We start from the raw sequence: 24,353 nt of genomic DNA, 5'->3' as shown, positions 1-24,353 counted from the left end.
TCCGCTGATGCCCACCACACAGGCAGTGCCGACCACGACCGAGCCCCTTTGGGCCAAGGTCATCGATCACACCTCATGCATTGGATGCCACGCCTGCACGACGGCGTGCAAATCTGAGAACGAGGTACCGCTTTCCGTAACGCGTACGTATGTGAAGTACGTCGACGTGGGGCATTGGCCAGAGGCGCGCCGATCTTTTCAGGTGACCCGATGCAACCAGTGTGAGGACGCGCCCTGTGTGGCGGCCTGTCCTACTGCGGCCATGTATCGTAGACCCGACGGCATCGTGGATTTCGACAAGTCGATCTGCATTGGGTGTAAGGCCTGCATCGCCGCGTGTCCGTACGACGCGATCTTCATCAATCCGGAAGACAACTCAGCAGAGAAGTGCAACTTCTGTGCGCACAGATTGGACGTCGGGCTTGAGCCCGCCTGCGTGGTGGTATGCCCGACGCAAGCTCTCATGGTTGGTGACATGAACGACCCGCTTTCTCAGGTCAGCCAGATCATCAATCGTGACGCGGTCACGGTCCGAAAGCCGGAGAAAGGCACACGCCCCAAGGTGTTCTACAAGGGAGCCGACCAGGTCACGCTCGATCCGCTCGCCGCGCGGCGACCGGATGGCGGTCTTTATATGTGGAGCGAACAGGGTGATGTCAGTCACCAGGTCCCTTCGGGACACCCAGGGCAGTGGAATAATTCAGCGGCCGCGGTCCTGAGTTACGATATCCCACACCGAGCTCCATGGGATTTCCGGGTCAGCCTCTACACGTTCACGAAGTCCATCTCAGCAGGGGCGTATTTGGTCCCGTTGATCCTCGCGATGACGGGTATGATCCCGTGGACATCAACCGCGTGGACCCTCATTGGGCCGATCGTCGCCATGGTCTTCCTGGGCCTGACGGGAATCGTCCTCATCTGGGATCTGGACCATCCGGAACGCTTTTGGATGGTCCTCGCGAAGCCGCAGTGGCGGAGTTGGCTCGTTCGTGGGGGCTTCATCATCACCGGGTACGGCGGGGTATTGGCCGCGCATCTCGCGGCGGTCTTCATCGACCGGCCGGAGTTGACCCGCGCGCTGGCTTGGGCCGGTGGCCCGCTCGCCGCGATGACTGCGATCTACACAGCGTATCTCTTCGCTCAGGCGAAGGCGCGCGATCTGTGGCAGAGCCCGCTGCTTCCGCCGCACCTGTTCATTCAGGCGCTCCTCGCTGGGGCCGGCGCGCTCATGCTGGTGAATCCCGGCACGTTGGGCGTCGGTGGAGTGTGGGTCTTCCAGCTGGCGCTCGGGACGCACCTGGTGCTCGCGCTGGGTGAAGCGACGATGTCGCACCCCACAGCTCACGGCACATTAGCTGCCCAGAACATGCTCACAGGCTCGTTCTCGGGTCCCTACTGGGCGGGCATCATGCTCGCTGTGGCGGGGTTGGTCCTTGTTGGAATGGGATTCACAGCAGGCGCTCTTGGCGGCCTCGCCGGCCTCCTCCTCTTCGAACACGCCTACGTACAGGCCGGACAGTCGGTGCCTCTCGCATGAGTGATCTCAACGAACTCAACCGCCGAGTATCGGCTGCCAAGACCGAAGTCGAGGCTCGTGGTGAGACGTTCTATCCTGGAGCCAGCCGAGTACACCTCGCGGCGTTTCCACCCAAGGAACGGTGGAATGACTGGGTTGAACTCGATTCCAAGTCTTGGCCGAAGCGGGTCGAGAAGCGGTACATGCTCGTACCGACGACGTGCTTCAACTGTGAGTCGGCGTGCGGGCTACTCGCCTACGTGGACCGCGATACGCTGCAGGTGCGGAAGTTCGAGGGGAATCCCGAGCACCCGGGTTCACGCGGCCGCAACTGCGCGAAGGGGCCGGCCACGATCAACCAGATCACCGACCCGGATCGGATTCTCTATCCCTTGAAGCGAGCCGGCGAGCGCGGTGAAGGGAAGTGGGAGCGCGTATCTTGGGATGACGCCCTCGATGACATCGCCGGCCGTATCCGGAAGGTCATGGAAGAGGAGCGCCACGAAGAGGTCATGTACCACGTGGGCCGACCCGGTGAAGACGGCTACACGACCCGCATGCTCGCAGCGTGGGCTGTGGATGGGCACAACTCGCACACCAACGTTTGCTCGAGCGGTGCCCGTGCCGGATACCACTGGTGGATGGGTATGGACCGGCCAAGCCCGGACCATGCCAACGCGAAGGTGATCGTGCTGGTGAGCAGCCACTTGGAGACAGGTCACTACTTCAACCCGCATGCGCAGCGCATCATGGAAGGGAAGAAGAACGGAGCGAAGCTCATCGTGTTCGACACGCGCTTGTCCAACACGGCCACGCACGCAGATCACTGGCTGTCGCCGTATCCGGGTTCGGAGGCGGCGATTTTCCTGGCCATCGCCAATTGGATGATCCAAGAAGGCAAGTACAACCGGGACTTCGTCCGGCGCTGGTGGAACTGGCAGGAGTATTTGGAACAGGTGAAGGGCGAGAAGGACGCGTCCTTCGAGCGCTTTGAAGAAGTCCTCCGTGAGCTCTATACCGAGTTTACCTTCGAATATGCTGCGGGTGAGTCTGGGCTGCGGGTCGATCAGCTGGAGGCCATTGCTGAAGTCATCTCTACGGCCGGCACGAAGCTGGCCACGCACAACTGGCGCAGCGCCGGCTCGGGTAATCTTGGCGGATGGCAGGTCGCGCGAACGCTGACGCTGCTCAACTCGTTGCTAGGTGCACTGGCCACAGAGGGCGGAACGTTCCCCAATTCTTGGAACAAGTTCACACCCAAGCCGCCTCGGATGCCCCACCAGAAGCCTCGGCGCTGGAGTGAGGTCCTTTGGCCACGTGAGTACCCGTTGGCGCTCATGGAGATGTCGTTCCTGATGCCGCATCTCATGAGAGACCAGAAGGCGTACGTCGACACGTATTTCACGCGCGTGTATAACCCGGTGTGGACGAATCCTGACGGGTTCAGCTGGATCGAGATGTTGACGGATGAGAGCAAGATCGGCCTTCACGTGGCCCAGACCCCGACGTGGAACGAGACCGCCTACTTCGCCGATTACGTGCTTCCCATGGGGCACTCGTCGGAGCGGCACGACCTAACGTCGTACGAGCAGTACGACGGTCAGTGGATCGGATTCAGGCAGCCAGTTCTACTCGCGGCGCGTGAGCGCTTGGGTGAAAAGATCACCGACACCCGCCAGGTGAACCCCGGCGAGGTGTGGGAAGAGAACGAGTTCTGGATCGAACTGACGTGGCGCATCGATCCCGACGGATCATTGGGAATCCGCGAGTTCTTCGAGTCTAGGAAGAATCCGGGCGAGAAGATGACCGTGGACGAGTACTACGGTTGGATGTTCGAGAATTCGGTTCCGGGTCTGCCTGCCGCCGCCGCTGCCGAGGGGATTAGTCCTCTTGAGTACATGCGTCGCTACGGTGCCTTCGAAGTCGCGAACAAGGTGGGCAAGGTCTACGAGCAACCCGTACCAGACGCGGAGCTTGAAGACGTGCATGTGGACGAACAGGACCGCGTGTACACGGCGGCGCCGGTGCCCCCGAGTCCGAAGGCCCCTGGTGGCACCAAGATCGACCCTGACGGCGAAGGACGTCGTCGAGTCGGGGTCCGTGTGGACGGAGAGATCGTTCGCGGTTGGCCGACGCCTACCGGTAAGCTCGAATTCTGGTCGCGCACGCTCGCGGACTGGGGTTGGCCTGAGCTCGCGATCCCCACGTACATCAAGAGTCACATCCACAGGCAGAATCTGGATTCAGACCAGATGCCGCTGATCACGACGTTCCGTGTGCCGGTTCAGATCCATACCCGCAGTGCGAACGCGAAATGGCTCGACGAGATTGCCCATACGAACCCGCTCTGGCTCCACCCGACGGATGCGGCCCGACTGGGTATCGAAAAGACAGGAGACATGGCAAGGGTCACCACAGATCTCGGCTACTTCGTTCTCAAGACATGGATCACCGAGGGCATTCGTCCTGGTGTGGTGGCGTGCAGTCATCACATGGGTCGGTGGAAGCCCGAAGGGCATGAGGGGCAGCGCCTTGGCATGATGACTGTTGCTCTGGGCCAGGAAGGCTCCGAGTGGAAGTTGTCCCCTAAGAAGTACGGCGGCCCATTCGAGTCGTCCGACCCGGATACGCTGCGGGTGTGGTGGACGGATGTCGGAGTCCATCAAAATCTTACCCATGCCGTGCACCCAGATCCGATCTCGGGCATGCATTGCTGGCATCAAGCCGTGAGGGTTACCCCAGCAGAGTCCGGTGACCGGCAAGGTGATGTGGCCGTGGACACCTCGAAGTCTCGAGCTCAATACGAGAAGTGGCTGGAGCTGACTCGCTCGGCAGACACACATTCACCGGACGGCACGCGTCGACCTTGGTGGATGCTGAGACCGGTGCGTCCTGAGCGCTCGGCGTATGACCTCCCAGTGGCTCCTGCAACGGCAGGGGATTAGCACAGTCATGGGTGAGCGCCCGGCCGAGCTTCTCCGTGCTCTTGCTGTTTTGGGCGAGCCTCCGGGACCTGAGCACGCGGTAATCGCAAAGGCCCTCGGACTGCCTGATGTGCCAGACAACGCGTCATACTCTGACGTCTTCCTGTTCCAGCTGTACCCGTATGCCTCGGTGTATCTCGGGGAGGAAGGCATGATGGGAGGGGACGCTGCCGACCGTATCGGTGGATTCTGGTCTGCCCTCGGGCAAGTGCCGCCCAAGGAGCCCGATCATCTATCGGCGCTTCTCGCGCTCTACTGCGACCTGATCGCACCGTCGTCTGAGACAGATCCTGCGCAGGAAGCCCTACGCGCTCAGGCCGCCTCCGCATTACTCCACGAACACCTCATGCCATGGGTCTTCCCCTATCTCGCGAGACTGCGGGAGCTGGTGGGTGGATTCTACGGTCATTGGGCCGAGTTGCTGGCAGAGGTGCTCGAGAATGAACACTCTGCCCAGGCGGAGGCGACGGACCTACCGGTGCACCTGAAATCGGCGAAAGAGCTTTCTGACCCTCGCGACTCCGAGGCCGCTGACTTCCTCGCAGGGCTACTCGCCCCGGCGCGAAGCGGCGTGATCGTGACGCGTGCCGATCTCGGACGGATGGCCAAAGAACTCGATCTTGGCCTGAGGGCAGGGGAGCGACGGTACGCGCTCGAGCACCTTCTGGGTGCCGAACCGAAGCTTGTACTCGGGTGGTTGGCGACCGAGGCCAAGCGACAGGCTGATCTGCACCGCGCACGGGAGCCGATCCTAGGAGCGATTGCCGATTTCATGGCGGGCCGAGCCTCGAGAACTGCGGAGCTGTGTGTGGCCTTGGCGGAGGAATCTGAGGCGAGTGACGCTAGTGCCGATCGTGAGCCGCTAGCGACGGTGGGACTCTCCGATTCATGAGTAAGGCCATGCGTGCGGACCCGGCCCACCGATTTTCCTGGAAGGACTTAGTCGCGGGAATCAGCGTTGCGTTGATTCTGATCCCACAATCGATGGCCTATGCGGAGCTCGCGGGCCTGCCGAGTCACCACGGTCTTTATGCGGCCGCACTTCCGCCCATCGCTGCCGCCTTCTTTGCTTCGTCTCCGTACCTCCAGACCGGCCCGGTCGCGCTCACGGCGCTTCTAACCCTAGGTGCGCTGGTTCCGCTGGCCGCTGTCGGATCCGCGGAGTTCGTCGGGCTGGCTGCGTTGCTGGCCCTCGTCGTCGGTGTGGTTCGTATGGCGGTCGGGTTCATGCGTTCGGGTTGGCTCAGCTATCTCATGTCTCGTCCCATGCTGAGTGGCTTCACTTCCGGAGCTGCGATTCTCATCGTGTCGTCTCAGTTGCCCGGCGCGTTCGGTTCTGCACCCCCGGACGGGTCGGTGCTTGGTCGGGCTTGGTGGGCAATGAGCCAACCGGGATCTTGGGAAACCACGGCGCTCGTGTTGACCGCCGTCACGGTCGCTCTGGTTCGTGGTGGGCGGCTCATCCACCCGCTCCTGCCTGGGGCCCTACTCGCCGCAGGCGGAGGGCTCACCTTCTCTATGGTGACCGGATACACGGGAAGCACAGTCGGGATCATTCCCTCCAGCCTGCCCCCTCTCGCGGGGTCGCTACCGTGGTCGAGCCTGCCCGCTCTGATCATCCCGGGTGCCGTCATCGCTCTAGTGGGGTTCGCGGAGGCTGCGTCGATCTCGCGAGTCTTCGCCACGGAAGATCGACAGCGATGGGATGCGGACCGTGAGTTCTTGAGCCAAGGAGCCGCCAACCTCGCGGCGGGTTTGACCGGTGGCTTTCCAGTGGGCGGGTCGTTCTCACGCAGCAGCGTAAATCGGCTGGCCGGGGCGACGAGCCGCTGGAGCGGGCTCGTCACCGGTGCGGGAGTGCTGCTCTTCTTGCCGTTTGCTTCTGTGCTCGCGCCACTGCCTCGGGCGGTGCTATCTGGAATTGTGATTGCCTCCGTCTGGCCGCTCTTTCGCCCAGGTGAGCTCTTCGAACTTTGGCGGATCTCACGTCCTCAGGCGATCGTAGGGTGGGGTACGTTCATCTTCACGTTGGTGTTGGCGCCGAACATTGAGCAGGCCGTGCTGTTGGGTGTGGTCATGGCCGGTGCCGTACACATGTGGAGAGAGCTGACCCCCGAGGTCGCCTCGGTCAGGGAAGGGGACACGCTGATTGTTGAGCCCAAGGGCGTGCTGTGGTTCGGATCTGCCCCCGCCTTGGAAGATGCTCTCCTGGCCAGATTGTCTGAGGAGCCGGACGTTCAGGCGGTTATCATTCGGTGCGGCGGGTTGGGTCGGATCGACCTGACCGGCGCATACGGACTGAAAGAAATGATCGAGCAGGTCGAAGGGGCTGGGCTTGGGATTCGTCTCGAAGACGTGCCCGAGCACGCCCGCCGAGTATTGGAAGCGATCGGAGTCGGAACAGAAGGGCGTCCGTCTCCGTAGTGAAATAAAACGAAGACTCATCCCTTGGGGGATTTCATGTTCGGACTACTGGCAGCTGGCATCGCAGGCGCTTACGCACATCTCAGATCCAGGAAATTTGTGGGACAGAGACTCCGCTATACGTCGTTGGTGGAGAAGCCGGCCGTCGGCTTTTTCGCCGGTGTAGGGGCGTTGTTGGTGATGGCACCTGTCGTTGCGTTCCTTCCTCTCGTAGGTGCCGGGACGGCGATCGCGGTAGGCGCCGGCGTAGGAACCGGGGTGGCGCTTGGCGTGCAAGACTCGAAGAAGCCGCCTCTCCTCGAGGACTGACAACCGGTCGTCAGTCCGGGGCCCTAACACTTCCGGCGACTCGCGCGTCTTGAAGGGTGTAATGTCTATTCGCCCGTACCTCAGCTCTCTGCTGGTGCTCGGCTTCGCGGCTGCGCCCGCGGCTGCCCAAGACCGCGATGAAGTTGGACTCGCTATCGTGCAGTCCTGTGGGTCGGTCGACCAAGCGGCTGAAGGAGTCCTGGCCGGCACCGTCACGGATACCGACACCGGAGTCCCGCTAGACGGGGCAGTCGTGGTTATCGCCTGGCAGGTCCCGGGTGAGCCTTTCCCGGGAACCGATGCCACTCGTACGAGCGACGAGGGTTTTTTCCTCTTTTGCCACGTACCGGGCGGCTACGCAGTCGACGTGTACGCTGAGGTCCTAGACCGGCGGTCCGAGCCGGTCACGGTTGGCATTGAGTCCGCGATGCTTCAGGTCGAGCACCTAGAGGTTGAGGTCTCTGACCAGACCGAACCGGGTTTCGTCACCGGGCGCGTCGTTGACGTGAAGACGCGACAGGGCATCGCCAATGCCGAGATCCGTGTTCGTGACACCGACATCGCGACGCTCTCGAACGACCGGGGCATGTTCAGTCTTATGGAGATGCCGTACGGCATTTATGTGCTCGAGGTCGGACATCTCGCGTATTCCGATCGTGAGACGCCGTTGCGAGTGGCAGGGGGACTGACTCAGAACGTCGAGGTCGAGCTGGCAGAAGACGCTATGGAACTCGAAGGTCTCACGATCTCTGTGGAGCCGCGGAGGTTCTACAATGATATGGAAGGGCTTATGCGTCGCATGAACCTGGGCTTCGGGGCCTTCCTCACGCGGAATGAAATCGAAGTGAGGCCTGCTTCGCGGCTCCCGGAACTCCTAGTTGGCCTTCCTGGGGTCCGCATGGCAGAGGCCGGACGCCGGCTGGTGGTGCGCGGCCGAATGTGCACACCGATGGTCTTCATGGACGGGCGGCTGTACAAACTCGACGAGGATCTCGGCCTGAACGAGATCAACACGTTCGACATCGAAGCGCTCGAGTTCTACAAGGGCACGGCTTCGATACCTGCTGAGTTCAACTACAGCAACAACACCGAGGTAGGCTGCGGCGCGATCGTCATCTGGACGCGCCGAGGGCGATAAGTTCGCGAGCAGTTCGGCCCCCAGCTTTTTCCTAGCCGAGCGCACGCTTGAGCAACGAGCGGACTTGGCCTTCGAATCGCTTCACGACCAGGACGTCTGCAGGCGAATAGCGGGCGACCTTTTCTGGGATCTCTCCGAACATCACCTGACTGAGGAACGGCTCCCGTGCCGCGCCAAGAACCACGAGGTCGTAGTCACGGCTCTCCTTCGCGATTCCACCGGCGACGGATGTGGCCTCGATGAGTTTCCGTTCGACCGGAATATCGATCGCTAGACTCTCGAGAGCCTTTCCGATCCATCGTTCGGCTTCGCGCCGTTCGACCTCGGTGGCGTCGGGCGAAACCACGTAGCAGGCGGTGACCGACATGCCGAACGCAGGAGCGAGGACGTTGAGCATTTCGGCCGCGAGACGAGCGTGGGGCCCACCGGCGGTGGGGAACAGGCAGCGCTTCGGGCGCTCGTTGCGCTCGATCTTCAGCATGGCCAGATCACAAGGAGCATGTCGGATTACTTGGTCGGCGACCTCGCCGAAGATCCTGTCGCGCGTGTCCGTGTATCCTTTCCAGCCCATCACCATGAAGTCGGCACTGAACCGTTTGGCTCCGCTGAGGATTCCGTCCGAAGCTCTGTGCGCCACCACAAGATCTGTCTCGACGGCCAGCTTATTCTGATGCGCGTATTCCCTCGCGGTTTTCAGTAGCGCCTCGCGATGATGTGCGAACCTGAGGCCTTCGTGAATCGGTAGCTGGCGGGGTACTTCCACCACCGAGAAGGCCACGAGTGCCCTTTTGCGGGCCTCCGCGATCGCGTTCGCGTAGTCGATGAGAATGCCTGCGGTATCCGGGTTGTGGAGCGTCACAACCACCGCGTCCTCGACAGCCACTTTGCGATGGACCGGGGCGTCCAGGACCTGGGGCTTCACAGCCGCCGCCTGCTTGTCGAAGTACCCGTAGTAGAGTAGAAGCCCAGCGATGACCCACGCGATTGTTACGTACCACGCCAGCGGTTGGAACGTGAACTGGTAGACAGCCAAGAAGATGTTCAGCACGATGCCGAGAATGGGCACGTACGGGTAGAAGGGTACGCGGTACCGACGGCGGATTTCGGGCGCTTTCCTCCTTAACACGATCACTGAGAGGTTCACCATCGCGAACGTGAGGAGGAAGATCAGGCTTGCTGCTGAGCCCACAGCCTCAATGGGGAGCGTCATCGCCATGACCAGCAGGATGCCTCCCGTGGCCATGATGGCCACATGGGGCGTCCGGCGCTCCGGGTGGATCGTCCCTACCGCACTCGGCAGCCAACGATCGCGACCCATTGAGAACGCGACTCGCGAGGAGGCCATCACGGTTGCGTTGAGCGCCGACATTGTGGAGAGGAGTCCGCCAAAGACGATGATGGCGACACCGAACTCAGGCATGAATCCTTCAGCTGCCCGCACGATTGCCGTCTCTCCGTAGTTGCCTAGGAACTGCCAGCTCGGGGAGCCGTCCGGCGTCTTCACTGCCGCGAGCGACACGAAGAGAATCAGCAGGTACATGATCACCGTGATTCCCAAGGAGATGAACGTCGCCTTGGGGATATTGATTTCCGGCTCTTTGATCTCCTCGGCCACCGTCGCGATCAGGTCGTAGCCTTCGAACGCGATGAAGGTCAGTCCCATCGAGACGATCACTCCCCCCATCCCCTTGGGGAAAAAGGGATTGAAGGCCTGCTCAACCTGGCCTGGATCTGCGCCGACGGCCTTGAGACCGTACGCAATGAAGATGCACAACACGATGAGCTTGGCGACGGTCAGGACGTTCTCCGCCTTACCGGTAACCGCCGCCCCACGAACGTTGAGTCTCACGAAGAGCACGCCAACGATGAGTGTCACGATTAAGCCTGCACCGTGTTCGCCGACCACACCGAACACCAAATTTGCGAGCTCCGGCGCGTACTTGATGAAGAACTCCCAGAAGTACCCCGCGAAGCCCAACGCATACAGCGAACACGCCACCGTGTACGCGAACCACAACATCCACCCTGCTGTGAATCCGATGGCGCCCGGGAACGCCCGACGCACGAACGCGTAGCCTCCACCGGCCTCCGGAATCGCAGATGCGAGCTCGGCGTACGCAAATGCGGTGAGAAGAGTTACTGCGCCGTTCAGCGCGAAGGCCAAAATCGATGCGGGTCCGGACTCGCCTGCTGCGATGCCGGTAAGCACGAAAATGCCGGCGCCAATCATGGCGCCGACACCGATCATGGTGGCGTCGAAGAGGCCCAGGTCGCGGGCGAACGTGGGTTCGCTCGCCTGGGTGTGGTCGGCAGTAGAATTCACGGTGCGGGAGGATCGCCCGACGTCGGCGTGGTCGCAAGTGAGATCACGAGAGGACCGCCTACTCGCGTACTTGATGTCACAGCGTAAACAAGAAGCCCCCCGATCGTCCGTGGTTGGGGGGCTTCTTCTCGATCATCTCGTGGCATACAGCCGGAGCCAGGTGCCTGGATTGGAAATCGGGTTCGCGATGCGGTCGAAGAGTTGGGCAGCTGCGGAAGCCGCCGCCTTACCTCCCCGTCGTACCAACCCGGCATCGCGTCAGCCACATAGACTCGTGGCCCGTCGCCCAATCCTCGAAGCTTGGCGAACCGAGGTGAAGGGCCCGGTAGTGGAGTACCCCAGAGAGGAACGACGTATGATGCTCCATTTCTCCACGTCGCGGTGCTGTCCTCGCTGCTCGTCCGGCACGCAGCGGATGGTTCTACAGGCCCGTGCGATTGCTTCTCCCCGAACGCTCCTCGACGAGAAGCTGACCCGAGTGTGGTTGGTGGGGCTATGTGGTACTCACGGCGATTGAAGGCGCTCGCAGCGAAGACCGTTGAAGCGGCTCCGACGGAATCCTCTTGGACCCCCGCGGCAGATTGCTGCGGCGGAGGTGGCTCGCTTGTGCACGCAGCGAACGGAACGAGAGTGTCCAACAGCACCACCGCACAGCGCATAATTCCTCCTTTTTCTTGGCCCGAACCCACGAATCGAAACTAGGCCGCCGCCTGTTGTGTGAGTGTCGGGGAAAGCCCTCCCTTGAGCGGAAGGGCGGCCGTCGCCACGTTGGGCCTAGGTACCCACCCTGACCGATAGTGCGAAGACCCATGAGCGATACAGGAAACAAGGACGACCGTTCGATGGATCGACGGGACCTTCTCAAGCTAGGCGCAGCCGGATTGGGAATGACCGCGGCCCAGGCGCTGTCTGCCGGGGCACTGTCCGCGCAAGAATCTTTGCCTTTTCCGGAAGGTCCGGACCTTGGGCCCGCGCCGGCCGAGCCGTTCGCGGCGGACCCGATCGAAGTGGTTCGGATCGGGTTCGTGGGCGTCGGACTCCAGGGTGGCTCACACGTCCGCAATTTCCTGAGCCTCGAGGGCGTGGAGGTCGTCGCGCTTTGTGATGTCAACGGCTCGCGACTCGAAGAGGTGGCTTCGTGGGTGACCGAGGACGGTCGTCCGCGCCCGACCTTGTACGGGGATGGCGAGAGGGATTTCGTTCGCATGTGTGAGACCGAAGACATGGATTTGGTCTTCACCGCCACGCCCTGGGAGTGGCATGTGCCGGTGTGCTTGTCCGCCATGGAGAACGGATCGCATGCCGCGACTGAGGTGCCGATCGCCTACACCGTTGACGACTGTTGGGCGCTCGTTGAGGCTGCCGAGAAGTTTGAGAAGCACTGCGTCATGATGGAGAATTGCAACTACGATCGCCCAGAAATGATGGTCTTTCATATGGCCAGGTTGGGACTCTTCGGCGACATCGTTCACGCCGAGTGCGGTTACCTCCACGACCTCAGGGGGATCAAGTTCGAAGATCGGGACGAAGGCCTTTGGAGGCGTGCCCACGCCATGCTGAGGGACGCCAATCTGTACACCACGCACGGCTTGGGCCCGATCGCGAATGTTATGGACATCAACCGCGGGGATCGCTTCGACTACGTCGTATCGATGAGCTCGCCGTCCAAAGGGCTTCAGGACTGGGCGCGGGAACATTACCCGGAGGGCGACCCGAAGCGGGATGAGCAATACATCCTCGGGGACGTAAACACATCCATGATCAAGACCGTGAGAGGACGCACGATCTTCCTCAGCCACGATACCAACCTGCCGCGCCCTTACTCGCGCATCCATCAGGTGCAGGGGACCAAGGGGATTTTCCAGGGCTACCCGAACCGCGTTTACATCGAGGGGTCGAGCCCTTCGCATCGGTGGCAGGAGTGGACGGAGCTGCGCGAGCAGTATGACCATCCATTGTGGCAGGACCTGGACCAACGCTCTGCTGGAGCCGGTCACGGCGGAATGGACTGGATCGAGGACTATCGGCTGATCAAGTGCCTCAGAGAAGGCAAGCCGACCGACATGAATGTGTATGACGGTGCCGCACTTTCAGTGATTCAGCCTCTGACAGGTTGGTCGAACGCAAATCGGAGTCGGCCCATCGATGTGCCTGATTTCACACGCGGACGCTGGACTCAGTGGCCGAAGCTGGAAATCGTTAGGGCTTGAGCGACTGATGCTCGACCCGGCATCGAACCTCTGGAATCAACGACTCGCTGAGGCGTTCGGCACCGTCTATGGGGGCCTTCCTACGCTGCTCGCGAGAGCCCCAGGGCGGGTCAATCTCCTCGGTGAACACACCGATTACAACGCTCTCCCTGTGCTCCCCATGGCTCTGCAGAGGGAAGCACGGCTCGCGTTGCGACCACGGGACGATGGGATTGTTCGCATCCAGAATCTCGATCGTGACTTCGACTCGATAGAGTTCGAGGTGCACCCTCGGATTCCCGCCAGCGCCCCGGGCCATTGGGAGAACTATTGCAAGGCCCCAGCCGACGAACTCGCCCGCCGGTTCGCGATCTGGAGAGGTTTCGATGCCGTCTTTGCTTCGAGCGTGCCGGTGGCAGCCGGCCTCTCGTCCTCATCGGCCTTGGTGAACGCCGTAGGTATCGCCCTGGCCCACGTGAACGAGGTTGGACTCGATGCGCTCGAGCTGGCCGACCTCATGGCCGAGGCAGAGATGTACACAGGTACGCGAGGCGGTGGTATGGACCAGGCCATCTCCATGTGCGCCAAGCGGGGCTATGCTGCGCGCATCGACTTCCAGCCGCTCCGTCTGGCCCATGTCGCGGTGCCGGAGGAGTGGTGTTTCATTGTCGCGGACACGGGCGTGCGAGCAGAAAAGTCGGGGGCGGCTCAGGGGGCCTACAATCGCCGCCGAGAGGAGTGCGAGGAGGCCCTTGAGATCGTCACCGGAGTGGTCCGTGAAGCGGGTGTGACACGCCGCCGGCTCGACCGGTATCCGCACCTGCTCTCCGCGATTGGTGAAGATGCCGCTCTTTCGGCGGGATCAGACGCCCTGACCGGGAATCTGGGCCGGCGCTTTCGCCACGTGATCACGGAAGCGTCTCGCGTGACGGAAGCCGCAGATCTCCTCCTCTCGGCTGATTTGGACGGATTCGGAGACCTCATGGATGCGTCACACGAAAGTTTGCGCACCGACTTCCACGTGAGTTCTCCGGAGTTGGACGAGCTGGTCGCGATCGCTCGAGAAGGGGGCGCAGTGGGCGCGCGCCTTACCGGAGCGGGTTTCGGCGGATGCACGGTGTCTCTATCTGATCGCGGGTCCGCGGACGGAGTTCTAAAGGCCCTCGTGGCGGACTACTACGAGCCTCGGGGCCTTACGGACGGGTTGGATGATCGTTTGTTCGTCGCGATCCCGTCACAAGGCGCGTCGATCACCACGTTCTGAGCCCGTAAACCGGAGGGAGGTGGCTTGACTCTACCTCCGCTGGGGGCCTTTTTTCCCCTCTGGGATTACTGAGTTCCTCCTTCCCCTGCCCATGTTTCATCCGTCCTCGAAGAAGCTCCTTCTCTCCGTTCTCGTGGCGTGCTTTGTCGTCCAGACAGGACTCGTCTATTCGGACGGCGTTGACTTGGTGTTATCCGAGCAGGCTGTTGAAGGGCGAATTCTCTTCCACGAGAACTCGTGTCAGGTCTGTCACCAGCTCTGGGGTCAAGGGGGCTTCCTCGGTCCGGACCTCACGAATGCATCGAGCCGCGTCGACGAGACGCGGCTCGCGTCGCTTCTAACGGTTGGTAGTGGGCAGATGCCCTCCTTCAGCTTCTCGGACGAACAGATTGCCGCCATGAGGGCTTTTCTTTCGGAGTTGGACGAATCGGACGTAGGACGTGGCCAGCTTCGGCTCGGCAACCCGGCAGACGGTACTTCGCCACAAGCGGCCTTCGAGACCGCTGTCGCCGGAGCAAGTCCGCCCTCCGACGTAGCCGCAGGCTTCGAGACGTTGACTTCCGGCATCTGCAGCGCCTGTCACTTCCCGTTTCAGGTGTCGCCGATGCTCGCACCGGACCTGTCCCTTGTTGTCGACCGCGTGACGGACGAAGACATCGACGCTGTTCTGACAACCGGACGCCCCGAGAAAGGAATGCCGCCACCGTTTCCGGCCTTAGATGCGACGGCTCGCACCCAGGTGATCGCCTACTTTAAGTGGCTGAACGAGAATCGAGCGGTGTTGATCTCTGAAAGCGCCAGGATCCAAGCCGGCCGATCCGTCGACTGGTCTAAGCTCCCTTGGTGGGAGTTCAGATGAGCAACAATCCGGCGGAGGGATTCTGGCTTCGATTCGATGAGGGCGACCCGGTTCGGCAGTTCGCGACACTCATGTTCATTCGGGGCGGCCTGATTGCGATCGGGATCACGGTCCTTTTCGGGATTCTCGGAGCTCTGTATTCGGTCCCGGCTCTAGCGCCTGCGTTCCAGTCCATCGGGCTCGACATGAGGCAGCTGAGGCCGATTCATACCGCGTTCGCAGCAGCCTGGATCTTCCTGGGGGGCATCGCGGTCGTACACCGTTGGTTGCAGGACCATGGCGGGATGGCGACGCCGGGAGATCGCCTACGACTAAGGGTCCAGATTCTGTGCTGGTCGATTGCTGGAGTGGGCATTCTTGCCACGCTCATGCTTCGCGTTGGGTCTGGTCGCGAGTATGTGGGATTCCATCCGGTGTTCAGCGTGTTCATTCTGGTGGGCTGGGTGTGCTACGCTTGGAATTTCTTCCGGATCGCCGGTCCACGGTTCTTCGAAAGACCGATCTACCTGACCATGTGGGGCGTCGGCATGCTCTTCTTCATGGTCACGTTTATCGAGCAGCACATGTACCTGCTTCCGAGCGTGTTCGGGAATCCCGTTCAGGACCTACAGGTACAGTGGAAGGCGTCCGGTACACTGGTGGGTTCGTTCAACTTGTTTGTGTATGGCTCGATCATCTACATCGGTGAGAGGATCAGTCGCGATACGGAGTACGGGCACTCCAGAACGGCTTACGCGTTGCTCGGGGTGGGTCTACTCAACTCGTTCACGAACTTCGCCCACCACACGTACCACCTGCCTCAGAGCCATTTGATCAAGTGGATTTCGTTCGTAGTGAGCATGATGGAGATCACCATTCTGTGCCGAGCGACGTACGATTTGTGGCGCCTCGTGCGAAAAACCGAAGAGAGTGAGTTCTGTGCCGCCCAGGGGAGTTTCGCCGCGTCGAAGCACTGGACGGTTTTCATTCTGCTCTCGTCTGTTTTGATCTCGATTCCACCCCTCAATGCCATCATCCATGGCACGTACGTTGTTGCCGGACACGCTATGGGAGCGACCATCGGTATCGATACGATGGTTTTGCTGGGAGCGCTTATCTGGATCCTTGGCGAGCACCTGCAGGCCAGGGAGGGTGAGGAAGCATCGAAGGTGCTTCACACGTCGAGCATGCGCGCGATCGTGGTCGGACTCAACATCTCTGTGGCGGCGCTTGTTGGGTGGCTGCATGTGTCGGGAGCGATCACGGGGATCTCACGGGCGGGCTTCGCTCCTGGAGAGACCTACGTGGGGCCGGCGTGGCTCGCGGCCTGGAACGGCATTCTCTTCGCGGCCACTGGCTTCTTTGCGCTCCTGTTCTTCACAGCGCTGCTCGCGCGCCTGATCCCGATCGCCTTCCGCTATTGGTGGGTCGCCCCCGAACGCGCCTAGCTAGGCGCGCCTGTCGGAACGGCCGATCATTGTAGGCCGATCCTGGGTAGCGTCTTGAAGAGCCCCAGCGACGCGACGGCCGCCACGCCAAGGCAGAACACGGCGAGTCCCGTACTCCCGTAGAGCGCGTAGCCCGCACCGAATAGCGCGCCGTAGATCACGACGCAGCCAAGGAACCAGGCTAAGAACGCTGCGGTGGGTCCGGGCTGCTCAGGGTCTGCTTCTAAGCCGAGGCCTGCGCCCCGCCACCCCGACCCCATGGGCCGTATGAGTTCATGGAAGCTCCTGAGAGTCTCCGGCTTGGCCGGTGGAGTGAGGAACGTCACCGTGACCCACCCGATCGTTGTGATGATCACTCCGTAGACCAATTGGAGGGAGGCATCGATGGGAGCGAATCCCATGGCTTCATGGGCGAACTGGAAGTAGACAGCGACCACGAACGAGATGATCATCGCGGACAGTTCGCTCCAGGCATTGATCCTCCACCAGAACCATCGTAAGAGGAAGACGAGCCCGGTTCCCGCACCAATCTGAAGCAAGATCCCAAACGCCTGCATCGCGTTCTCCAGCCACAACGAAACGACTGCGGCGAGCACCACCAATCCGACCGTCGCGATGCGCCCCACGGCCACGTAGTGCCGCTCGTCGCGGTCTGGAGCGGCGAAGCGACGGTAGAAGTCATCTACGATGTAGGAGGCGCCCCAGTTGAGGTGCGTGCTCATCGTGGACATGTAGGCCGCCGCCAACGATGCGATGACCAGCCCAAGAAGGCCGGAAGGCAAGAAGACCAGCATGGCTGGGTAGGCCAGGTCGTGTCGGACAATCGACGGATCGACCAGCGGAAACGCCAACTGGATGGACTCAAGGGTCGGGTAGACGATCAACGAAGCGAGTGCGACGAGGATCCACGGCCATGGGCGGAGCGCGTAGTGAGCGATGTTGAACCACAGGGTCGCCTTCAGGGCGTGTGATTCGTCCTTCGCAGCCAGCATGCGCTGCGCGATATACCCACCACCACCCGGCTCTGCACCTGGATACCATGTGCTCCACCATTGGACGGCGATCGGGATGATGAAGATCGTCGTCGCCATCCGCATGTCCGAGAAGTCCGGAAGGAGGCTCAGCTTCCCTTCTAGTGCGGGGTTCGCAAAAAGCCCGGAAAGCCCTCCCACTTCCGGGTGTGCTACGGCGTAATACGCCGCTGCGAACGACCCGACAATGGCGATCACGAAGAGGAGCATGTCGGTAACGACCACGCCCCACAGACCCGATGTCGCCGAATAGAGCGCCGTCACTGAGCATGCGATGAGGACGACTTCGTATTTTGAGGCGCCCAACACGACGCCTCCAATCTTGATGGCGGCAAGCGTGACGGTCGCCATGATCACCACGTTGAAGAACACGCCCAAATAGAGAGCCCTAAAGCCGCGCAAGAAGGCTGCCGGGCGACCCGAGTAGCGGAGTTCATAGAACCCGACGTCAGTGAGCACACCCGATCGGCGCCACATCTGGGCGTAAAAGAAGACTGTACACATGCCCGTTATGGCGAAGGTCCACCACAGCCAGTTCTGACTTACGCCACCGGTCCGCACGAAGTCGGTGACGAGGTTCGGCGTGTCAGTCGAGAACGTGGTGGCCACCATCGACGTGCCCAACAGCCACCACGGCATCGACCGCCCACCCAAGAAGAACTCGTCAGTCTTACTTCCCGCTCGGCGCGCGAAATACAAGCCCACTGCGAGTGCGATGAAGCCGTAGGCCGCGATTACGGCCCAGTCGAGGTTGGAGAGTCTCATAGGTGCTGGTCAGCTCGTGCCGGCGAACGCATCCGCCAGAGATTCAGGGTAGGATCCTTCGAGAACCAAACGGCTCAGGATATCACGTGCGGCGTCTCGATCGTCTGCGTGGGTTACACCGAACCAATGGTCTTCCGCCTGAAGGACTGCGGCGGTCGTGGCACCTACTTGGATCTGCCCCGAGACCGCCATGGACAAGAGGAACTCCTGGCGAGTGTCTGCGCCCCAAGTGCCCAAGAATCGCTTGAACTGACGGCGCATGCGCTCAACGACCGGCTGGGTGAAGCCCCACAGGTTCATGGACACGATCTCGTTGCCGGTGAATTCGAGCGGGTCACCCGCGAGGGACGTGCCGGTGATCCCGCCGTCGGCACGCCGGATCTGCCGTACTTCAGAGATCTGGGAGAGCAGTCCTTCTTTCTGCAGAATGCACACCGCCCGAGAGACTCCACCGCTCCCGGAGAGCGTGTCGCCGAGCGTGTAGCCGATGATCGCCGCATCGGTCGCCTGTGGCTCAGCCGAGAGATGCCTGTAGAGCAGCGAGAAGGCACCGGGGCCATAATGATCATCAGCGTTGCAGACACCGAAGGGACCCTGGGTGCTGCCTGTCGCGCACAGCACGGCGTGACCGGTGCCCCATGGACTGGCCCGGTCGGGTGGCGCCCTGAAGCCCTCTGGCAATTCCTCGAGGAGCTGAGACACGTAAGAGACCTCGATTGCGTCTCCGTAGGTGGCCTCCGCGTGTTTCCGGATGGCCTCCTCGATTTCCGGCCTCACGATCATGACAATCCGGTCGAATCCTGCCCGAAGGGCATCCAAGACGTTGTAGTCGACGATGGTCTCGCCGTTGGGGCCGAGTGGGTCCAACTGCTTCAGCCTGCCGTATCGAGTGGAAAGACCGGCTGCCAAGATCACGAGAGGAATGCTCACCGCTGGATCTGCTCCAGGAAGAGTCGAACAGGGTGGATCATGCCTGCGGGGTCCCTACGCCGCCGAAGCGGACGCCAGTGAGATCTGAGGTGTCGCAGCTCCACGTGGTGAAGCCGCGAATCGTAACGTCCCGAAGATGACCATGCCCGCCCGTGCGCGCGAGGACCTGCATGAGTTCAGTCGATGCGGCGAAGAAGTTCGCCAACCGTTGGGCGGACTCTTCGACCATGAGGCGAGCCCTGAGTCCCTTCTTTTTCGTCGCGATGCCGACGGGGCAGTTGGTGCTGTGGCAGGCCCTCATTCCGAGGCACCCGATCGTCTGGAGCGTGGAATGTGAGATGGGGATGCCGTCGGCACCAAGGGCGAGCGCCTTCACGAAATCGGATTCCGTGCGAAGGCCTCCGGTGATGATCAGAGTGATCCCCTCGGCCCCGCCGCCGACGTGTCCGCCGCATAGATCGAGCAGCATCTCCAAAGCTGCTGATGCCGGTTCAGGGCGTGACCTGAAAGGTCAACTCCCGGTCGGCCGAATCGAAGCGTGAAGCGCCGTCCTGTGGGGCGGTGTTTTTATTGGATGGAACTTATCTCTCGCTTAAGCCCGTATAGGGTTCCATGGACGAGATTCACATCCCAAACGACGCGACCTACGCTCCGGTCTCCTTGACGGACGTCATCGCCACCGCTCCGATCGCATCGCGACTCTTTCTGGGCGCGACCCTTCCGGGTCGCGTGATCGGGGCTGCCGCTCTGGGTATGTATGCTGGCAGTGCTGTGAAGGATTGGGTTGCCCGACGCGAAATGGTCTGGATCGATTTCCAAGCCGAATTCGGCGCCGACGTGAAAACGCTAGTCCCGATGCCTGACGCTGCCCGGCGGGAGGAAATCGAGCGGCTCGGTAAGAAACTGGATGAAGGCTACACCGACGAGCGGGTCCCGCGAGCAGAGATGGCCAAAGCGGTCAACGGGCACCTGACGGAGTACATGGCATCCATTACAGGCCAGAGGGTGCACACGAGCTCAGAGGTGAGGGACTTCACGTTGGCGAAGTTGATCTTCCCCTTCGCGATGGGTGTCTGTGACGTCATCTCCGGTGACGTGGCTTTGTTCAAAGACACCGGCATCTTCGAGGCCCACGTGATCTGCCACGAGTTCGTACACAGGAAGGGGTATCTCAAGGAGCTTCACGCGCAGGGGCTGTCGTACCTTGCTCTAATGAGTTCCGGTGACCCCGTCATGGTCCAGTCCGCTCTTGCAGAGCGACTTCACCGTCAGCTCAAAGCAATCGTCGGCGATGACCATCAGGAGTATCACGATCTCGTCGATGGCTTGGGCATGCGCGAGGAACTGGCTAACGAGCTGCATATGCTTCGGCCCGAGGCCGGCGGCTACGAGAGTTCAGTCTCTGTGGTGATGAAGAAGATGTACGAGGAGCGCATGAAGCTGACCGGCCAGAATGGTCTGTCGGATTACGACGTGGGCTTCACCAATTTCTTGTACTCGTTCAAGCAGAGCCGGAAGTGCCGTCAGGAGCGCTGGCAGGCAGAGTTCTAGTCGGAAGAACGTGCGTCAGTGAGTGTTGAACAGATCGTGTTGTTCTGACGGCGAGGCTTCAGGGCCCCTGAAGCTCGCGGCGGACAGGTTCGGGGTGCGGTCCAGTCCTAATCGGTTTCGGGTCACCGTGAATAGCGCAGAGAGCTGCTCCGCCCACGGACCTTCACCTCTACCTCTCACTTCGTGCCGACTGTCGTAGAGCCGACCGCCCCTGAGGTCACGGACGCGGTTGAGAACCTTGTCCTTGCGATCTGGGAAGTGCTGCTCCAACCAGACAGAGAAGAGGTCCTTCACCCCGTAGGGAAGCCTCAGCATGATGTAGTTGGCGAAAGACGCACCGGCGTCGGAGGCGGCCTCGAGAATGGCTGGCAGCTCATGGTCGGTGAGGCCCGGAATGACAGGCCCCACGTTGACCCCCACGGGAATCCCAGCATCCGCCAGCACGCGGATCGCACCGAGGCGACGGGCCGGAGACGAGGCCCGCGGCTCCATGACTCGTTGGACATGTGGGTCGAGTGTGGTAATAGAGAGGGCGACGGCCGCCGCTTGGTGCTGCGCCAGATCAGACAATAGGTCCACGTCTCGCGACACCAGATAACTCTTTGTGATGATCCCCACGGGATTTCTGAACTCCGCCAGGACCTCCAGGCAGCGTCGTGTGATGCGAAGACGGCGTTCTGCCGGCTGATATGCGTCTGTGTTCCCACTTAGGCCTATGACTTGCGGCGTCCAGTTTTTTGCCGAAAGCGCCTTCCGCAACAACTCCGGAGCTTGACGCTTCACGAGGATCTTCGTCTCGAAATCGAGGCCGGCGGAGAACCCGAGGTACTCGTGAGTGGGCCGCGCGTAGCAGTAGCTACAACCATGGCTACAGCCCCGGTACGGGTTGATTCCCACGTTGAAGCCGACGTCAGGGGCGTCGTTGTAAGCGAGAATGGACCGAGTCGTGTCGTTTAGCAGCTGAGTCTGCGGCGGGGGATCGTCGGGATCGGTCCATCCTTCTCGGTCCAAGGAGAGTTTTTCGAACCGATTCGGAGGATTCCAGGACGTTCCGCGTCCACGGAGGACCGGCAGGGCATAACTAGTATTGGACATTCTTCACGGTAACCGAAGAAAGACCGAAAGTCCAGGAACTAGAAACCGAGCTTGGCGTTTGACCGAATTCCGAATGGTCGAGGCCCATAATGGACGCCAGTCAAATACGAAGAGGCCCCGCCCGCAAAGCGGACGGGGCCTCGTTACTTCTAAGAAGCGGGCTTTATGCCTCGGCTTCTTCGATGTCGTAGCAGACCCGCCAGTCGACCATATTCTCGGGGTCACCCGTCCCTTCATCCGTGGGCTGATGGCGGCCGATCCAGGAGGACGCCGGACCGGTGAACTCACGGCTGTAGTCCTCAAGGTGATCGTTCGCGGTCAACTGGTCCAACTCGACGCCGAAGAGCTCGACTACGAGTGAATCTCCGGCATCACCCTCGAACAACACCTTGTCGATTTTGTCGACCTTGTTGCGACGAGGGTGGTCGGAAATGGACCAGTATCCCTGCTCCGGGAACTCGATCTCATGGCTCTCGCCTGAGGTCGTAATCTTGGAACGGAAGCGAAACTCGCCCTCGTCGTCCCACATGGCTTCTTTGTTGTCTTTGATCTGAATCCAGCGCAAGATCACGCGGACTCGGCTACCACCATTCTCCGACATTCGGGCTCCTGGGTTCGTTCTTCACTGAGCAAGGCGGGAGTAATAAAGCTTCGCAGCCGTGCTGGTCAAGGGTGCGCATTACGTTTTGGCCACCTCGGACATTAGAGCGAGTTGGTTGGTTTCACTGTCCTTGAAGAACGCCATCCACAGTTCGTACTCGCCCATGTCGGCAATCATGTGGGGACCTTGGTCGAAAGAGACCCCGCGGACCACCAGCGTTTCGTGGGTCGATTCGATGTCATCGACCCTGAAATAGAGTATAGAGCCGGGGTGATCGTGTTCACCCGAAGGCTTCGCAAGCATCAAGCGCACGCCCTCAAGATCGAAGAAACCCATTGGGGGATCTGTGATATCGAACAGGAACGGCACCCCTAGGACATTTCGGTAGAACGCGATCGCTCTCGGGACGTCGAGTGCCCTCATCGAGATCTGTCCGAGTTCCGCCAATCCTATTTGGTCGCTCATGGTCGTTCCACTGTATGGGTCCGCGCTTCGGTACGAGAGTCGACCCATTGTACGCCATGGGTCACCGAATGGGGATTCGGAGCACCAACTGGTGCGTGAGTACGTTTGCGTCTTGTAGGGTCAGGGGCGCGTCAGGAGCGACGATGAAGTCGCCACCGACGTCGAAGGCGGCCCTTTCCTCGGCGCTGAACGACCGTGCTGTGCCGGGTTGTCCGGTGCCGGTAGTCAGCCGAGCCGTGTACCGGATCTCGAGATCGTCCAATTCGAAGCTGCCGCCGAACGTGGGGGTCCACTCCATCCAGGTCTCTTTCTGAGTTCGGAAAGAGACGTCGACATGATTGGTCTGGTCCAAGGTGTATGCGTACGAGCGTACCTCGAGGCCGAATTGAAAACCGACGTCATCGGATTGATGATTTATTCCAGTACGCAGCAGGACGTTGGTGAAGAAGAAGTCGTTGTCGATCGTGCGTTCTCCGATGTCGAGGACGCCGCCGGCCGCGGTTTCAGTCGGCGTGTCTGCTTCTTGCCACGTCTCGCTCCAGATCGGTTGGACCACAACGTCGAAACCGAAGGTCGTACCACCCTTGGTACGTGCGAGCCCCAGGCCCGCCTCGTAAGCCCAAGTGAGTCCGGGATCTCGTGGGATATTCTGAATGCTGTAGTTGGGGATCTTCGGGTGGGACTTTCGATTCACTGTTGCCGTGGTTCCGACACGCCAGCCGGGCGCGGTGAGGTTTCGAGCCCAGGCGACCTGTGCTCCCCACGTCCGAGTCTGGTCTTGGTTTGACTCGATGCGCGCCCGTGCGACTGGACGCTGGATGGGGTCGTCGTCCCACGTGAAGTCGACGTAGTGCACGTCGTGCGTCATCGAGATGCGATTGTGAACTACGGTGACCGACAGTTCGTCCCGGGCGCTGGATCGGAAGAGCCCGAGTCGGATGTCCCCGGTGCCGCCGGACTGATCGATCCGCTCAGCGCCGGCGTGGCCTGTGTCACTCGCTGTGCGACTCGGTCCTCAAGTGTCCTACCCGGTCGGACGCTGCGGGGTCTCAGGTATCGAACGATCCACCATGACGGAATGTGACAGAAGTGTCCCTACGTGGTCCGCGGACGCTTCGTGTTCAGATTCGGCCAGCTGTCTGACGAGTCGCTCAATGAACGTCAGGTGACCCTCGAAGAGGGTGTGAATTGTTCCTGGGTCGGGCCGCAGGAGGACAACGATCGCGGAGTAGGCCAACAAATAGCTTCATGCCTCCAGCGCGACGCCGAGTCCTCGCGAGCCACGTGCGGGGTATCCGCGGCGCACGAGCAAGAGCGCGAGCACGCCGGAGATGGGCGAGACTACGGCGTCTGCGGCGACAAGCTGAAGGGCCAGATGTCGTTCTTCGTTCCTGAGGGGTACCCTCAAGGGTGCGCTATCGCCTCCCTCCGCCAGAACTCGGAAATGGCCGCGAAGTAGTTTCGCCTCCTGGGATCGGCTGG

General features: G+C 61.2%; 21 protein-coding genes. 13 read left to right on the top strand and 8 right to left on the bottom strand.

Annotated features, from left to right (window positions below; all coding sequences use genetic code 11):
• Positions 1–7: 7 nt before the first annotated feature.
• From nrfD to P8L30_13015, 6 genes are all read left to right on the top strand, one after another.
• A complete protein-coding gene (nrfD, locus tag P8L30_13040; protein MDG2241121.1) occupies positions 8–1,537 on the top strand; it encodes a polysulfide reductase NrfD in 1,530 nt (509 codons plus the stop codon).
• Complete coding sequence (locus P8L30_13035) at positions 1,534–4,461, top strand: molybdopterin-dependent oxidoreductase (GenBank protein ID MDG2241120.1); 2,928 nt, start codon at positions 1,534–1,536, stop codon at positions 4,459–4,461. Before nrfD ends, P8L30_13035 begins: the two co-directional genes overlap by 4 nt.
• A 7-nt stretch (positions 4,462–4,468) precedes the next feature.
• A complete protein-coding gene (locus P8L30_13030; GenBank protein MDG2241119.1) occupies positions 4,469–5,392 on the top strand; it encodes a molecular chaperone TorD family protein in 924 nt (307 codons plus the stop codon).
• Positions 5,389–6,924 (top strand): SulP family inorganic anion transporter, encoded by a 1,536-nt coding sequence (locus P8L30_13025; GenBank protein ID MDG2241118.1) that lies wholly within the window; start codon positions 5,389–5,391, stop codon positions 6,922–6,924. Before P8L30_13030 ends, P8L30_13025 begins: the two co-directional genes overlap by 4 nt.
• Positions 6,925–6,960: 36 nt before the next feature.
• Positions 6,961–7,233 carry a hypothetical protein gene (locus P8L30_13020; protein MDG2241117.1) on the top strand — a complete coding sequence of 91 codons (273 nt, stop codon included), beginning with the start codon at positions 6,961–6,963 and terminating at the stop codon, positions 7,231–7,233.
• A gap of 61 nt (positions 7,234–7,294) precedes the next feature.
• Positions 7,295–8,371, top strand: a complete 1,077-nt coding sequence (locus P8L30_13015) for a carboxypeptidase regulatory-like domain-containing protein (protein ID MDG2241116.1) — start codon at positions 7,295–7,297, stop codon at positions 8,369–8,371.
• 31 nt (positions 8,372–8,402) lie between these two features.
• Here P8L30_13015 and P8L30_13010 read toward each other — a convergent pair whose 3' ends face one another.
• The gene (locus P8L30_13010) at positions 8,403–10,694 is read right to left on the bottom strand and encodes an amino acid permease (protein ID MDG2241115.1); all 2,292 of its coding nucleotides are present in this window, start codon (positions 10,692–10,694) and stop codon (positions 8,403–8,405) included.
• Between the two features lie 809 nt (positions 10,695–11,503).
• On the opposite strand from P8L30_13010, the gene P8L30_13005 reads away from it, so the two are divergent.
• From P8L30_13005 to P8L30_12990, 4 genes are all read left to right on the top strand, one after another.
• On the top strand, positions 11,504–12,904 hold the full coding sequence (locus P8L30_13005) for a Gfo/Idh/MocA family oxidoreductase (GenBank protein ID MDG2241114.1): 1,401 nt from the start codon (positions 11,504–11,506) through the stop codon (positions 12,902–12,904).
• Positions 12,905–12,911: 7 nt separating this feature from the next.
• Positions 12,912–14,147, top strand: coding sequence for a galactokinase (gene galK, locus P8L30_13000; protein ID MDG2241113.1), 1,236 nt, complete (start codon positions 12,912–12,914; stop codon positions 14,145–14,147).
• A 91-nt stretch (positions 14,148–14,238) separates the two neighbouring features.
• Positions 14,239–15,006 carry a cytochrome c gene (locus P8L30_12995; protein MDG2241112.1) on the top strand — a complete coding sequence of 256 codons (768 nt, stop codon included), beginning with the start codon at positions 14,239–14,241 and terminating at the stop codon, positions 15,004–15,006.
• Complete coding sequence (locus tag P8L30_12990) at positions 15,003–16,433, top strand: cbb3-type cytochrome c oxidase subunit I (GenBank protein MDG2241111.1); 1,431 nt, start codon at positions 15,003–15,005, stop codon at positions 16,431–16,433. Before P8L30_12995 ends, P8L30_12990 begins: the two co-directional genes overlap by 4 nt.
• A 26-nt stretch (positions 16,434–16,459) precedes the next feature.
• Here the strand turns inward: P8L30_12990 and P8L30_12985 are convergent, their stop codons facing one another.
• From P8L30_12985 to P8L30_12975, 3 genes are read right to left on the bottom strand one after another with little or no spacing between them, the layout of a single operon-like run.
• Positions 16,460–18,229 carry a Na+:solute symporter gene (locus P8L30_12985; GenBank protein ID MDG2241110.1) on the bottom strand — a complete coding sequence of 590 codons (1,770 nt, stop codon included), beginning with the start codon at positions 18,227–18,229 and terminating at the stop codon, positions 16,460–16,462.
• Between the two features lie 9 nt (positions 18,230–18,238).
• Positions 18,239–19,159, bottom strand: coding sequence for an NTP transferase domain-containing protein (locus P8L30_12980; protein MDG2241109.1), 921 nt, complete (start codon positions 19,157–19,159; stop codon positions 18,239–18,241).
• Between the two features lie 37 nt (positions 19,160–19,196).
• Complete coding sequence (locus tag P8L30_12975) at positions 19,197–19,628, bottom strand: glutamate synthase-related protein (protein MDG2241108.1); 432 nt, start codon at positions 19,626–19,628, stop codon at positions 19,197–19,199.
• Positions 19,629–19,771: 143 nt separating this feature from the next.
• Between P8L30_12975 and P8L30_12970 the strand changes: the two genes are divergently transcribed.
• Positions 19,772–20,710 carry a DUF3810 family protein gene (locus P8L30_12970; GenBank protein ID MDG2241107.1) on the top strand — a complete coding sequence of 313 codons (939 nt, stop codon included), beginning with the start codon at positions 19,772–19,774 and terminating at the stop codon, positions 20,708–20,710.
• A 15-nt stretch (positions 20,711–20,725) separates the two neighbouring features.
• Here P8L30_12970 and P8L30_12965 read toward each other — a convergent pair whose 3' ends face one another.
• The 4 genes from P8L30_12965 to P8L30_12950 all read right to left on the bottom strand — a co-directional run bounded on the left by P8L30_12965 (position 20,726) and on the right by P8L30_12950 (position 23,739).
• Complete coding sequence (locus P8L30_12965) at positions 20,726–21,805, bottom strand: PA0069 family radical SAM protein (protein MDG2241106.1); 1,080 nt, start codon at positions 21,803–21,805, stop codon at positions 20,726–20,728.
• A gap of 163 nt (positions 21,806–21,968) precedes the next feature.
• On the bottom strand, positions 21,969–22,406 hold the full coding sequence (locus P8L30_12960) for a hypothetical protein (GenBank protein MDG2241105.1): 438 nt from the start codon (positions 22,404–22,406) through the stop codon (positions 21,969–21,971).
• Between the two features lie 78 nt (positions 22,407–22,484).
• A complete protein-coding gene (locus P8L30_12955; protein MDG2241104.1) occupies positions 22,485–22,871 on the bottom strand; it encodes a VOC family protein in 387 nt (128 codons plus the stop codon).
• A gap of 61 nt (positions 22,872–22,932) precedes the next feature.
• Positions 22,933–23,739, bottom strand: coding sequence for a hypothetical protein (locus P8L30_12950; protein ID MDG2241103.1), 807 nt, complete (start codon positions 23,737–23,739; stop codon positions 22,933–22,935).
• Between P8L30_12950 and P8L30_12945 the strand changes: the two genes are divergently transcribed.
• Positions 23,731–23,955 (top strand): hypothetical protein, encoded by a 225-nt coding sequence (locus P8L30_12945; GenBank protein ID MDG2241102.1) that lies wholly within the window; start codon positions 23,731–23,733, stop codon positions 23,953–23,955. The two genes, P8L30_12950 and P8L30_12945, sit on opposite strands and share 9 nt — an antisense overlap.
• Positions 23,956–23,988: 33 nt before the next feature.
• Positions 23,989–24,330: a hypothetical protein gene (locus P8L30_12940; protein MDG2241101.1), complete on the top strand. Its 342-nt coding sequence runs from the start codon at positions 23,989–23,991 to the stop codon at positions 24,328–24,330.
• The last annotated feature ends 23 nt before the right edge of the window (positions 24,331–24,353 follow it).

Source organism: Longimicrobiales bacterium (assembly GCA_029245345.1).
In the GTDB taxonomy this organism is placed as follows: Bacteria; Gemmatimonadota; Gemmatimonadetes; order Longimicrobiales; family Gaopeijiaceae; genus CALFPJ01.
This window is presented reverse-complemented; position numbering and strand designations above follow the sequence as displayed.

Bases quoted from the DNA above. Each gene is read 5' to 3' on its own strand.
- nrfD (MDG2241121.1), top strand. From the start codon at position 8: ATGCCCACCACACAGGCAGTGCCGACCACGACCGAGCCCCTTTGGGCC.
- P8L30_13035 (MDG2241120.1), top strand. From the start codon at position 1,534: ATGAGTGATCTCAACGAACTCAACCGCCGAGTATCGGCTGCCAAGACC.
- P8L30_13030 (MDG2241119.1), top strand. From the start codon at position 4,469: ATGGGTGAGCGCCCGGCCGAGCTTCTCCGTGCTCTTGCTGTTTTGGGC.
- P8L30_13025 (MDG2241118.1), top strand. From the start codon at position 5,389: ATGAGTAAGGCCATGCGTGCGGACCCGGCCCACCGATTTTCCTGGAAG.
- P8L30_13020 (MDG2241117.1), top strand. From the start codon at position 6,961: ATGTTCGGACTACTGGCAGCTGGCATCGCAGGCGCTTACGCACATCTC.
- P8L30_13015 (MDG2241116.1), top strand. From the start codon at position 7,295: ATGTCTATTCGCCCGTACCTCAGCTCTCTGCTGGTGCTCGGCTTCGCG.
- P8L30_13005 (MDG2241114.1), top strand. From the start codon at position 11,504: ATGAGCGATACAGGAAACAAGGACGACCGTTCGATGGATCGACGGGAC.
- galK (MDG2241113.1), top strand. From the start codon at position 12,912: ATGCTCGACCCGGCATCGAACCTCTGGAATCAACGACTCGCTGAGGCG.
- P8L30_12995 (MDG2241112.1), top strand. From the start codon at position 14,239: ATGTTTCATCCGTCCTCGAAGAAGCTCCTTCTCTCCGTTCTCGTGGCG.
- P8L30_12990 (MDG2241111.1), top strand. From the start codon at position 15,003: ATGAGCAACAATCCGGCGGAGGGATTCTGGCTTCGATTCGATGAGGGC.
- P8L30_12985 (MDG2241110.1), bottom strand. From the start codon at position 18,229: ATGAGACTCTCCAACCTCGACTGGGCCGTAATCGCGGCCTACGGCTTC.
- P8L30_12975 (MDG2241108.1), bottom strand. From the start codon at position 19,628: ATGCTGCTCGATCTATGCGGCGGACACGTCGGCGGCGGGGCCGAGGGG.
- P8L30_12970 (MDG2241107.1), top strand. From the start codon at position 19,772: ATGGACGAGATTCACATCCCAAACGACGCGACCTACGCTCCGGTCTCC.
- P8L30_12965 (MDG2241106.1), bottom strand. From the start codon at position 21,805: ATGTCCAATACTAGTTATGCCCTGCCGGTCCTCCGTGGACGCGGAACG.
- P8L30_12960 (MDG2241105.1), bottom strand. From the start codon at position 22,406: ATGTCGGAGAATGGTGGTAGCCGAGTCCGCGTGATCTTGCGCTGGATT.
- P8L30_12955 (MDG2241104.1), bottom strand. From the start codon at position 22,871: ATGAGCGACCAAATAGGATTGGCGGAACTCGGACAGATCTCGATGAGG.
- P8L30_12950 (MDG2241103.1), bottom strand. From the start codon at position 23,739: ATGACGCACGACGTGCACTACGTCGACTTCACGTGGGACGACGACCCC.